General features: G+C 65.5%; 13 protein-coding genes and 1 pseudogene. 7 read left to right on the plus strand and 7 right to left on the minus strand.

The window, feature by feature from the left end; all coding sequences use genetic code 11:
- Positions 1–284: 284 nt before the first annotated feature.
- Complete coding sequence (locus ACYVM4_RS17455) at positions 285–1289, plus strand: LacI family DNA-binding transcriptional regulator (protein ID WP_460669343.1); 1005 nt, start codon at positions 285–287, stop codon at positions 1287–1289.
- Between the two features lie 286 nt (positions 1290–1575).
- Here the strand turns inward: ACYVM4_RS17455 and ACYVM4_RS17460 are convergent, their stop codons facing one another.
- Together ACYVM4_RS17460 and ACYVM4_RS17465 are read right to left on the minus strand one after the other, a co-directional pair.
- Positions 1576–2007, minus strand: coding sequence for a DUF4188 domain-containing protein (locus ACYVM4_RS17460; protein ID WP_460669344.1), 432 nt, complete (start codon positions 2005–2007; stop codon positions 1576–1578).
- A gap of 1120 nt (positions 2008–3127) precedes the next feature.
- The gene (locus ACYVM4_RS17465; protein ID WP_460669359.1) at positions 3128–3514 is read right to left on the minus strand and encodes a DUF1304 family protein; all 387 of its coding nucleotides are present in this window, start codon (positions 3512–3514) and stop codon (positions 3128–3130) included.
- Positions 3515–3795: 281 nt separating this feature from the next.
- Between ACYVM4_RS17465 and ACYVM4_RS17470 the strand changes: the two genes are divergently transcribed.
- Positions 3796–4308 carry a GNAT family N-acetyltransferase gene (locus ACYVM4_RS17470; protein ID WP_460669345.1) on the plus strand — a complete coding sequence of 171 codons (513 nt, stop codon included), beginning with the start codon at positions 3796–3798 and terminating at the stop codon, positions 4306–4308.
- A gap of 200 nt (positions 4309–4508) precedes the next feature.
- Positions 4509–5102: pseudogene (locus ACYVM4_RS17475) on the plus strand (recombinase family protein).
- A gap of 345 nt (positions 5103–5447) precedes the next feature.
- Here ACYVM4_RS17475 and ACYVM4_RS17480 read toward each other — a convergent pair.
- Positions 5448–5924 (minus strand): MaoC family dehydratase, encoded by a 477-nt coding sequence (locus ACYVM4_RS17480; protein ID WP_460669346.1) that lies wholly within the window; start codon positions 5922–5924, stop codon positions 5448–5450.
- Between ACYVM4_RS17480 and ACYVM4_RS17485 the strand changes: the two genes are divergently transcribed.
- Positions 5923–6123, plus strand: a complete 201-nt coding sequence (locus ACYVM4_RS17485) for a hypothetical protein (RefSeq protein ID WP_460669347.1) — start codon at positions 5923–5925, stop codon at positions 6121–6123. The genes ACYVM4_RS17480 and ACYVM4_RS17485 overlap by 2 nt on opposite strands.
- Before the next feature lie 40 nt (positions 6124–6163).
- On the opposite strand, the gene ACYVM4_RS17490 is transcribed toward ACYVM4_RS17485, so the two are convergent.
- A complete protein-coding gene (locus tag ACYVM4_RS17490; protein ID WP_368823432.1) occupies positions 6164–6577 on the minus strand; it encodes a winged helix-turn-helix transcriptional regulator in 414 nt (137 codons plus the stop codon).
- Positions 6578–6730: 153 nt separating this feature from the next.
- On the minus strand, positions 6731–7138 hold the full coding sequence (locus ACYVM4_RS17495; RefSeq protein ID WP_368823433.1) for a tautomerase family protein: 408 nt from the start codon (positions 7136–7138) through the stop codon (positions 6731–6733).
- A 140-nt stretch (positions 7139–7278) separates the two neighbouring features.
- Between ACYVM4_RS17495 and ACYVM4_RS17500 the strand changes: the two genes are divergently transcribed.
- Genes ACYVM4_RS17500 through ACYVM4_RS17510 form a run of 3 tightly spaced genes read left to right on the plus strand, consistent with a single transcriptional unit; the run spans position 7279 to position 9369 of the window.
- The gene (locus ACYVM4_RS17500; RefSeq protein ID WP_460669348.1) at positions 7279–7593 is read left to right on the plus strand and encodes a hypothetical protein; all 315 of its coding nucleotides are present in this window, start codon (positions 7279–7281) and stop codon (positions 7591–7593) included.
- Between the two features lie 7 nt (positions 7594–7600).
- Positions 7601–8125 (plus strand): PaaI family thioesterase, encoded by a 525-nt coding sequence (locus ACYVM4_RS17505; protein WP_368823435.1) that lies wholly within the window; start codon positions 7601–7603, stop codon positions 8123–8125.
- Positions 8122–9369, plus strand: a complete 1248-nt coding sequence (locus ACYVM4_RS17510) for an MFS transporter (protein WP_460669349.1) — start codon at positions 8122–8124, stop codon at positions 9367–9369. Before ACYVM4_RS17505 ends, ACYVM4_RS17510 begins: the two co-directional genes overlap by 4 nt.
- Positions 9370–9741: 372 nt before the next feature.
- Here the strand turns inward: ACYVM4_RS17510 and ACYVM4_RS17515 are convergent, their stop codons facing one another.
- On the minus strand, positions 9742–11214 hold the full coding sequence (locus tag ACYVM4_RS17515) for a sugar porter family MFS transporter (RefSeq protein WP_460669350.1): 1473 nt from the start codon (positions 11212–11214) through the stop codon (positions 9742–9744).
- A gap of 18 nt (positions 11215–11232) precedes the next feature.
- Positions 11233–11922: LacI family DNA-binding transcriptional regulator (locus ACYVM4_RS17520; RefSeq protein WP_460669351.1), on the minus strand; the 690-nt coding region annotated here is incomplete at its 5' end.

Raw genomic sequence — 11922 nt, forward strand, 5'->3', positions numbered from 1 at the left:
GCCTTTCCGTGGTCGGTCGAGGAGCAACTCAGCGACCCCTCGGCGGTTCCTGTGAACCAGGACACGTCCGACTGTATACGTATTCACAGCATTGCGGAACCCCCTGCAGTCCCGTTTGCATACGTATACAAAATCGTTATGTCATGACTGGTCGTGCGTCGCGCCCGAGGCTTCGCGAAGGCGTATAGATTGAATGCGCATCGGCGATCATGGCCCACGACAGGACGGGTCTCATGGGCCTCAGCCGATTGATGGGTGATCGCCCGGCAACGAAGGAGGACGGCATGGTGACGAGCCGCGACGTGGCGCGACTGGCCGGCGTGTCCCAGGCGACCGTGTCCCGGGTTATGTCGTCGGCGACGAACATCGCCCCCGACACCCGGCTCAAGGTGCAGGCGGCCATGGATGCTCTCGGCTACGTTCCCCACGCCGGGGCCCAAGCCATGAAAACCCGGCGGGCGCGCATCATCGGGGTGGTCGTCAAGGACATCACCAACCCCTTCTACCCGGAGGTCCTCGACGAACTCACCAGGGAACTGGACCGAGCCGGCTACCGGGTCGTGCTGTGGAACGCCGGCGGGGGCAGCCACCACGACGCGCTGACCGCCATCCGGGAACGGGCCGTCGACGGAGTGATTTTCACCACCGCCACCGGAGAGACGGTAGAGCTGCAGGTGGCGCTGGAGCAGAAGAGCCCGATCGTGCTCATCAACCGTGTCGTCGAGGGTTTCGACGCCGATCAGGTGGCCAGCGACAACGTGGCCGGTGGCGCATTGGTGGCCGACTACCTCCACACCCACGGACGCACCCAGGTCGCGTTCATCGGCGGCCTGCCCGATGCCAGCACGTCCCGGGACCGAGGCCGGGGTTTCCTCGACCGGATGCAGGAGCTGGGACATCCCGTCCCCGAGGAGCTGCGCTTCCAGGCCGACTTCTCCCATGACCGCGCCCAGCATGTGACCGGCCAGCTGCTGGATCGGGCCGAGCGGCCAGCGGCAATCTTCTGCGCCAACGACTACATGGCCTTCGGGGCCCTCGACGCCCTGCGCCGCCGCGGACTCTCAGCCCCGCAGGACTGCTGGGTCATCGGCTACGACGACGTGGACATGGCCTCTTGGCCCTCCTTCGACCTCACCACGGTCCGCCAACCCAGCCGGGAGATGGCTCGGACCGGGGCAAAGATGCTCCTGGACCGCCTCGTCGCCCCAGACCTGCCGCCGCAGCACCGGCGGTTCCCGTGCAAGCTCATCGTGCGGGGTAGCACAGGATCACCGGCTGAGGGGTCGTGACCACGCTTTGACGGGCGGGGTTTCATGAAACGTCCATCTCCGGCGGACGCGTGAAATCCCCCCCCCCGGGGCGCATCGTATCCCGAGGGATGCGAGACGTCTCGTCGTGAATGGATGCGTCATTCGGTGTAAGAGCGTTTCGGGGCGTGGCTGGGGCGTGGCTGGGGCGTGGATGGGGCACCGAATGGGCGGGTGACAGACCTGTTCTAGGCAGACGGTTCTTGCGCCTTGTCGGCCCGGCTGGTTTTGCCGGTCAAGCGGTCGATGGCTCGGTCGGAGCGGGCGGTCACGGGCACGGTGGAGGTTGCCTTGGCGAGGCCGGTGGGGGCATGCCGACGTAGATGGATTCGGCGCGGGCGATCGCGAACGTCTCGTGCCAGATTCCCACGGTGGCCGGTGCTTTCCGGGTCAGTCGGTTGAACTTCGCCCAGGCAGGCCGATGCTTGGCGTTCGGGTCGGAGGCGTAGGCGTAGAGCTTCTGCGTCGAGTCCCAGTACTGGATGATCGTCGGGCCGCCTGCCCCGAGGGTCATCCGGTATCCCAGGAGGCCGGAGTCAGGATCCAGCGAGAGCTCTTTGAGCATCGGCGGCATCGCACAGAAGACCGGCCACCACTGGCGCACCCGCCACGGCTTGTTGATGCGCATGCCGATGAGGAAGACGGCCAGCTCCTCGCCGTCGTAGGCGTGGGTCACACGGTGGGGGTTGATCGTGGCCATGAGGTGCTCCCTCGATAGGTGCAGCCGTTCTTGAAGCACAGGGCCGCCGGTGGGCGCTGATGGCGTGCCGCTTTTGTTGCCGTGGGCGCACGCCTCTCATGCGCTTGGTAAGCCAACGATTCCCCCGTGCACCTCGCATGCCAAGAGGGTGAGAGTTTTCGTCTTGTATGTCGGGGACGTTTTCGCCGCCTTCGCGGTTGACCTCACGAGGTCCAGGACGAGGGAGGTCAATTCTCAAGGCAACGTGACGCCATCCGCTGTCATGGACGGTGGCTCACAAGCTATGGGTTGTGTGACGCCTTGGTTGCAAGACTGGAGCCAGAGAGAGAAATGCGTGCCTTGGTGTCAGCTTGGAATGCTCGACCTCGTAGCAGCGTCAGGAGATCCTGACAGTGTCAGGATTTTATGACACCTCGGAGGTGGACGTGCTCGAGCACGAGGGACAGCAGGGCGTGACGGCCCCGCACGCGGCGTGGGAGCTGGGGGCCGCTCTGGCCGATCACTCCGTGCCGGTGGACGGCCGTGACGGGGTGGCTGTATCCCAGTTTCTGCGCATGGCCGCGGATGCGTGGGCGGCAGCGAAGACCGAGGAGTGCACCGACCGCGCTTTGGAGCGGGTGAGGTTCCTGCGCCTGCTGGAGCGGGGGCCGGCGTGGCGTTGCACGATGCCGTGGAGGACGCCCGGGGGAGCGGGGCCTCGTGGGCCGGGGCCGGGTGGGCATTGAACACCTCCCGACAGAGTGTCTACGAACGTTTCACCGACTGACACTGCATCCGGTGCCGGTTCGCCGGCGCGTGAGACCGAGTCTTATCAGCTTTCGGCGCGTTGGCGCGTCTCGCAGGCCATGGGTTGTGGAGCGTCTTGGTTGCGAGACATCCAGGGGCAGCGGATACCGGCGGGCCCAAGCGTGGAGGGTCTGGTGGCTGCTGGGATTTGTCGTCTCCTGAGGTGGTGAGCTGCCGTAGTCGTGGTGAGCAGCCGTAGTCGGGGAGATCGCTGGCCGATCGAGGCCATCTGCTGTACCGGTCACCGTGCTCATCGGTGCGCGCCATCGGCGCAGCGATCGAGATGCCCCGCCGCGTTCTGCTGATGAAGTGCTCCACGACGGTCCTTGCGATGTCATCCCCACGCGAGGTAGGCCAGAACAGCGATCAGCGGCGGTATCCCTTCCATCAGCGCGTTGCGCCACAGGCGCCGCTCCACGAACGGGAACAAGACGGCCAGAACAATGTGGCTGGCGCATCCGAAGAGCACCAAGGCGCGCCCGGCCCCGATCGCCCCGAAGTTCAGCAGGAGCAGTCCCGCGGCGATCCCGGCAGCGAAGCACAGGTTGTAGAGGCCGATGAAGATCACCCACAGCCGCACCGCCGGCACGTCCTGGGGGCGGATGAGGGTGAAGGAGTACGTGCGCGGATCCCGGTGGAAGAAGACCTCCAGCACGAAGGCGAAGACCAACCCCGCCACGGTGACTCCGGCGGCGATCTGGCTGAGCAGGTTCATCGACATCACCCCGATTCCTGCAGGAAGGTCGGGGGCTGCGCACCCACCGATCCCCGCCGCTGCCCGCCCGTGATCGGATGGGACACCGCCTCCAGTGTGCGCTTGCGGGGACGGCATTGCCCACCATGACAGGCGATGCCGCGGACGTCACCGAGGCAGCCACCGGATGCCGCACGCGACGGCCGGAAGCTCTGCTCGCGAGCTTGTCGCTGCCCGGTCGTCAATGGTGAGTTCATACTGCTGATCAACGTCGCCAGATCGAGCCCTGTCCGGGAGAGGATCCGCATATGAACTCCACGGTCACGGTCCGCCCCGCACGTCTCGAGGACGCTGCTGCCATGGCGAAGATGCACATGAGCTCGTGGCAGGAGACGTACCGCGGGGTAATGCCCGACCGCGTGCTGGATGATCCGGTGCTCGTTGACGCTCGAGAACGGTTCTGGACCACTGCTTTGGTCGATGAGCGCCACTGCGAGAAGTGCATCGCGGTGGCTGAACGCGACGGCGCGGTGATCGGGGTCGCCATGGCGGGCCCGCCGGAGAGCCCGGAATCCGGATGGAGCCAGCAGCTCTACGTGTTGTACGTTCTCGCGGCCGAGCACGGAACCGGCGTCGGGGCGGCACTCCTGGACGCAGTCGTGAACCCCGACGAGTCGGTGGTGCTGTGGGTCGCCGATCCGAATCCACGGGCGCAGGCGTTCTACCGGAAGCACGGCTTCTTCTCGGACGGCACGCAGCAGGTGGAGGGCGGTGTGCGGGAGGCCCGCATGGTGCGGGTCCGTCGCGATCCCACCGACTGACCCGGAGGAAGGAGTCCTCCATGTCACACCCGCTGTTAGTCCTCTTACACCTGTATCTATAGGCAAGGGATGCGAGACGTCTCGTCGTAAAAATTTGCGCCCGCATGATTCTGCGGTTCTGCATGTCTCGCATCCTTGTGCTTGATCAATGCCTCTAGAATCGGATACTCAACGTCAGTTGCGAGACAGATGCGATAGACATGGGGAAGCTGATCGGGTATGCCCGTGTGTCGACAAGGCAACAGGACGCGGACCGTCAAGTGTCCGACCTCCTGCATGCTGGTGTGCGGCCCGATGACGTGTATGTGGACAGTGGAGTGTCTGGAGGCCGTGCGTCGCGTCCGCAGTTCGATAAGTCGATCGCCGCGGTTGAGGAGGGAGACACGCTGGTCATCACGACGCTGGACCGGCTGTGACGGTCGACGCAGAACATGCTGGCCTTCGCCGAGCAACTGCGCAGCAGGGGTGCCGGGCTGCGGGTACTCAACCTCGGTGGGGGAGATGTGGACACCGCCACGCCGATGGGATCGATGGTCTTCACTGTCATGGCTGCCCTGGCCCAGATGGAGTTGGAGATCAAACGGGAACGGATCACTGACTCGGTGGCCAAGCGCCGGGCCGCCGGCAAGGACCTCGGTGGACGGCGCCAGACCTTCACCGACTCCCAGATCCGCAACGCCCTGCGTCTGATCGAGTCCGGGGAGCCGGCCACCCAGGTCGCCCGAGACCTGGGGATGTCCAGGGCCACCCTCTACCGGCGGATCCGAGAGTTGCCGCAAGCGACGATCATTTGAGGCCGTCGGTGCCTGTGGGCATCGTGATGCACATACCGTGCCTGAGCGGGCATTTCATTGCACGGGGCCAACGGGCATGGCAACCACGTATGGTTGCGCGAGCTCCGCATGGGCGCATCCGGTATCGCTGGAGGTCCGGCTTACGTACGGCGAATCAGGTGTCGAGTAAGTCCCACTCGCTACCCAGCACCCACCGCAGCGGGCTCATCTTCCCGTTCAGCATCCCGATTTCGAAGTCCGTGTACGGCCCGAGTTGCCCCGGCTCGGTATAGGTAGCCTCGACGCTTGCACGGCCGGGGCCGGCAATGGCCTGGTTGCGCTCGAGCTCCTCTGCGTCAGCGGGGTTCAGCGCTGTGGCACCTCCGCAGGGCCTGTGGGGGAGGTGCGCGTGAACATCAGCAGGGTGGCGGTGGTGCATTGGCGCACCTGTCCGCTGCGGGTAAGGGTGTCGTAGGCGACTGTGATGAAGCCGCGATCGGGCTGGGAGCGGGAGACCTTGATTTCGGTGACGGTGATCTCCGCGTGCACGAAGTCGCCCGGCCTGGTGGGGGTGGGCCAGGTCAATTCCACTCCGGCGCCGATGATGCCGGTGGCGAAGGGTAGTCCGCTGGTGACGATCAGGCGCATGGTGATAGCGGCGGTGTGCCAGCCGCTGGCGGCCAGGCCCTGGAAGAACGTGTCGGTCGCGGCCGTCTCGTCGAGGTGGAAGGGCTGCGGGTCGTACTGGCCGGCGAAGGCGAGGATCTCCTCCCGGGTGATCTCGTACTCCTCGGTGCGGAAGCGGTCTCCGATGTTCAGGTCTTCTAGCCACAGCGATTCCATGCGTTACCTTTCGTGGTTGTCGATCGGGAAATCCTTGGTTCCTGTTGTGGTCCCTGCCGCCGCTGAGGCGTCGACGCTGGCTCGGGTGATCTCGGCCATCCTGTTCCTGGATCTGGCGGCCAGCGTGAACGCGGGATCAACCATCCCGGAACTCCTCGCGAGCATCCGCACCCAGATCGCGGCCATCCTGCCGCACTGACGCGACGACGCCCCCGGAGCGGCAGGTCGTCGGGGCGGACTCACATGGACGCGGCTTCGGCGGCGTCCGTGCGGATGAATGCCACGTCCGTGTCGGGGACGATCCGGCCGGACGGATCTACCAGAGCGGCGCGGACGCGTTCGCCTGTATCGACGGTAAGGGGCAGCACGCGAGGTCCCTGCGTCTGGGGGACATGCGCTTCGCCCCACTGCTGCATGGCGACCATGACGACCTTCAGCTCCTCACCTGCCGGGGTGAGCTGATACGCGTCGCGGGTGCGCTGGCCGGGCTCCCGGTACGGACTCTTCTGCAGCACGCCGTGCTCGACCAGCGCCGATAGCCGGGTGCTGAGGACGTCCGAGGCGATGCCGAGCCGGTCACGGAACTGCGCAAACGTGCCTGCGCCAAGGAACGCCTCCCGGACGATCAGGAAGCTCCAGGAGTCGCTGAGCACTCCCAGACTCCGGATGATGGCGCACGGATTTTCGAGGGCACGCGCAAGGGTCGGTGACTGTCGGGGCATACCTGCCATCCTCCCTGGTGTGCCTTGTCGTCGAAGGCGTGGACTCGGATCGGCGCGCGGGTCACCGTATCCGTGAGTGCAGGATCAGGCGGGTGTCTGGTCGGAGTCCGGGGCGAGCTGCAGCTCGCCCCGGCCGAAGGAGAAGTTCTCCTTCGGCACCGGTATCAGTGCGACGAACACGTCGTCCCTGCCGATCCCGAGCGCCGCGGTGACCTTGCTGCAAAGGGCACGGATCAGGGCGCGTTTGTCCGACAGGGGGCGCTCCGCGGTGAACAGCACCGTGATGATCACCGCGTCGCCGCGGCGCTCCATCCCCATGTACTGCGGGTCCAGGAACAGCTCGTCCGGTCCGTGACCGGTAATCGTGACGAACTGATCCTCCGCGGGGATGCCGAGCGCCTCGTGCAGCGCCTCCGGCAGAGCCTTGCCGAGGGTGCGCTTCTGCTCGGACGAGAACCTGCCCGCCGGCACGTGCACCTGGAACACAGGCATCCAACACCACTCCTTCGCGGCCGCGCGTCCTTCGGTGCGCCTCGACCCTGGCTAGATTGCCATAACCAACCTAGCATCGGTAGGGTCCGAAGGGCCACGACTTCAGGCGGTGTCCGTTCATGACAGACAGGAACACAGGCATGCGTTACACCACGTACCGACGTCGTACCGGGCTGCCGGTCTCCGAGTACGCCCTGGGAACGGGTAACTTCGGCACTGGGTGGAGTGCCGGCACGGAGCGAGAGGAGGCGAAGGCGATTTTCGACCGCTTCGGGGAAGCAGGCGGGAACTCCATCGACACCTACCAGGCCGGCCAATCCGAGCAGTACGACCGGTTCGACGAGATCAGCCGGATCGAAGTGGGCATCCCGCACCAGGCGAACGCGAAGGCCCTAAATGGCCTGCAGGGCGGGCTGATCGAGTCCTTCGACGCGCCCGTGGTCCCGGTGGCGTGAGGCGATCATGACGACCCGCGAGCATGGACCCGCAGAGGAGCGGTCGCGCACCATCCACTACCAGGTGCCCGGGAAGGACAAACAGGCCCTGTTCGCCAAGTCCGGGCTCGAACAGCTGCGCGCCGTCGCCGCAGGCGAAGCGCCGGCACCGCCGATCAGCAGTCACATCGGACTCGAGTTCGTCACGGTGACCGAGGGGGATGTGGTGATGACGGCGGTACCGGACGAGTCGCACTACAACCCGATCGGATCTGTGCACGGCGGGTTCTTCGCCACCATCCTGGACTCCGTCTGCGGGTGCGCCGTGCACTCCACCCTCCCGGCCGGGGTCGGCTACACCAGCCTGGAGATCAAGGTGTCGTTCCTGCGCCCGATCACCGCCGACACCGGCCCCGTCACCGCCCACGGGTGGGTCACTCGCAACGGTCGCAGCGTCGCGTTCGCCGATGCCGACATCCGTGACAACGGCGGCCGTATCCTCGCGACCGCGTCCAGCACCTGCCTGATCATCCGTCCGGACCCCGCACCGTGACCCGGCAGGATTCCACTGGCGCACACGGCATTTCGACGGAGCTTCCCCGCCGGCTCGGCGGGCGGGGAGCGTTCTGGGCGGCCGCATTCGTCCTCGCCCTCGCGCTGTGGTCCTCGGGTGCGCCGAGCGTTCTCTACCCAATCTACGCCGAGCAGTGGGATCTCACCCCGCTCGTGGTGACTACCGTGTTCGCGACGTATCAGCTCGCGCTGATCGTGGTGCTGCCGCTGTTCGGGAACCTGTCCGACCAGTTCGGCCGCCGCCGCATCATGATCACGGGCATCGCACTCATCGGCGCCTCCGCACTCGTGATCGCTTTGGCGCCTCACGTCGCCTACCTCTACGCCGGGCGCGTGCTACAGGGAGCCGGGGCCGGACTCGCGATGGGCGCGGCCACGGCATCTATGATCGAGAACAACACCAGCCGCGGTCCTCGGTTCGCCAGCACCATGGCCACGGTCGCGACTTCCACCGGCCTCACCATCGCCTTGCTTCTCAGCGGACTCTTCGCCGAGTACCTGCCCCTACCGCTGCTGTGGAGCTACATCGTCCTCCTCGCCCTCGCCGGCGCTTCCATCACCACCCTGTTGCTCACGCCCGAGGACCGGCCCTCAGTGAGAACCCGGTGGCGGCCCCGTGCCCCGTTTGTGCCCTCCGGCATCCGCATCGGGTTCGTCATCGCGACCCTGTCGGTCGCCCTGGCCTACAGCGTCGGGGCGATCTTCCTCTCTCTCGGCGCGCATATGATCGACCAGTTCACCCACACCGACGACACCGCCATCGTCGGCACTCTCCTCGCCACCTCCTCCGCGTTTATCGGGATCACGGGACTCTTCCTCGCCCGCATATCCCCTCGCACCCTTATCCGGGCCGGTACCGGACTCACCCTCGTCAGCCTCGCCCTCATGGTCGCTGCCAGCGCGTTCCAATCCCTCCCGCTGTTCCTGGCATGGTGCGTCATCGGCGGCATCGCCTACGCGCTGGCGTTCACCGGCGGCCTCGGACTCATCACCCGACTCGCGCCTGAACATCACCGCGGCGCGACCCTCTCATTCCTCTACCTCATCGCCTACACGCTGCAAGCCGCCACCGCCATCGGCGTCGGGGCACTCGCCACGACGACCTCCCTGGGCACCGCGGTAGAGGCCGCTGCGATCGCCCTGACCCTGCTGTCCGCAACGGTGGCGGCGCTACTGCTCGCGGACCGGCGCACCACCGCGCACACAGAACCAGCTTCGTCATAACGGACCGGCTCAGACTCACCCGAGCAGCGCACCGGGGCAATCTCCTGTCCGCGACAACGAATCCGAGGCCCTGCAAGCGGTTCTACACGTGGCTCGAGAGGTGTTCGGGGAATTACCTGACGCCTAAGGCAAGCTCCTCGAAGTGATCAATAGAAGTTCTCGTGAGAGCGTTCTGCGCGCTGGGATCGGGTGCAGCTTCAACACCAGGACCAACTAACCGGTTGCAGGCTGAAGCGCGGACAGCGGGTGCCAAAAGGGCGGGCTTCGCTTTACATATGGCCGGTTAGCGGTGGACCGTCCTGCGGTGGATGTTCCGTAAGTGGCGATGAGCCCGCCGCCTCGAGTGGCGGCGGGCTCATCGCGGGCGTGCGGTCAGGAGTCCACGCGTTGTGGCTTGTTGATGACGTAGATTGCGCCGGTCGTGACATCTTCCTCGAGTTCCTCGAGGGTGCGTCCGCGGGTTTCCGGCACTGCCTTGTAGACGAAGACGAATGCGACCACGTTGACCACCGCGAAGGCGAAGAAGGAGCCTGAGATTCCAATTGCGGCAATGATTGTCGGGAAGAACAGTCCTAGGAAGGCGTTGGTGAGCCAGAGGATAAACACCGACATGCCCATGCCGAAGGCACGCATCTTCAGTGGGAAGATCTCCGAGAGCGTGACCCACGTGGCGATGTTCAGGAACAGTTGCATCGAGCCGACGAACAGCACGATCAGAACCAGCAGCACATACGGCTTGATCGGGCTTCCCTCGGGCAGCAGTGTGGAGGCGGTGCCGATGAGGATGTGGCAGATCGTCACCAGTCCGTACCCCAACAAGAACGTTTTGCGGCGGCTGATGTGATCGATGATGCGCAGGGCGATGATCGCGGTGATGACTGAGATGACCGCAGGCGCGATGTTCGCGATGAGTGCTCCACCGGCCGAGAAGCCGGCATCGATGAGCACCTTCTGCCCGTAGTAGAGAATCGAGTTGATGCCGGTCAGCTGCTGGAAGAACCCTATGCCGCAACCGATGAGCAGGATGCGGTACAGGTTCTTGTTGCTGAAGATGCCTGCGAGGTCCATCGGGATGAGCTTCTCTTCTTCGTTGGTGACGAATGAGATCTCATCCAGCTCCGGCTTGGCGCGACCCTCTGGGCGCAGGCTTTTGAGGATTTCCAGGGCCTCATCGTTGCGGCCTTTCTCCACGAGCCACCGCGGGGACTCCGGCATGCGCAGCATGCCGAAGAACAGCACAATCGCCGGCAGCGCGGCGAAGGCCAGCATGACCCGCCAGACCCAGGGGTACTCCTCGCCCCAGAGGTTGCCGATGATCGCGTTGATGACGATCGCGGCAAGCTGACCGGTGACGATCATCATTTCGTTGCGACCGGCGAGTGAACCGCGGATCTCGAAGGGCGCCAGTTCTGCCAGGAACACCGGTACCACGGTCGAGGCGGCGCCCACGGCCAGGCCGAGGATGATGCGGCCCACCACCATGACCGCCAGGTTCGGGGCTACGACGCAGAAGATCACTCCGCCGAAGAACATCGCCGCGAGCAGGATGATGGTCTTGCGGCGACCCCAGGCGTCCGACAACCGGCCGCCCGAGATGGCGCCAACGGCGGCAGCGAAGAGCAGCGAGCTGACCGCTATACCTTCACCGATCGCATCGAGATTGAGCTGGTCGGGCCGGGACATGATTTCCATCGCACCGTTAATCACGCTCGTGTCGTAGCCGAACAACAAGCCACCGAACGTTGCAATGAGTGCCACTGTGCCAAGCCGTTTGCGATACGGCCCGGGAACAAGCGGAGGCAGCGACGGCTTGGACGCGGCGCTGCCCATAGAAGACGTGACCATTTTGGTTTCCTTTGAGGATCAGAGGTGGATAGGAGCGGTGCTGGTGCGGGCGACAAGTTGTGAGGGAATCACGATGTGTTCGCCTGGGGCGGGAGTATCTGTCTCTGCGGTAGTGAGGTGGCGCAGGGCTAGCTCGACGGCCGTGTGGGCCAGTTGATGAGGGTCCTGGGCCAAGGTGGTGAGATCGATGTAGGGCAGGGATGCCTGCTCGGAGTCGTCGAAACCGACCACCGACAGGTGCCCGGGAACGCTGTGGCCGAGGACCCGGGCCTGGCTGATCACCCCGACGGCGCAACGGTCGTTGAAAGCGATCACGGCCGTGGGGGCGGGGTCTTGAGACAGGAGCTCGGTGATAGCGGCTGCACCTTCGGCCTCCGAGGCGCCACCGGCCACGATGAGGGCTTGGTCCGCAAGACCTGCGGCAGCCATGGCGTCTTGATACCCCGCGCGGCGGTCCTGGCCGCCGGCTTCACGGTTGGCGTCGATGTAGGCGATGCGCTGGTGGCCGAGGGAAATCAGGTGTTCCACGGCCAGGACCATGCCCCGGTGGTCGTCAGTGGCGACACTGGCGATGGCTTCCGAGGTGACGGCCCGGGTGACGGAGACGACCGGCAAGGTTCTGCTCAGGTGCTCCAACCGGTCTTGGGGCAGTGAGCTGCCCAGCAGGATCACTACCTCGCACCGGTCACGCAGCAGCGCATCGAGGGC

Source organism: Kocuria himachalensis, assembly GCF_054784195.1.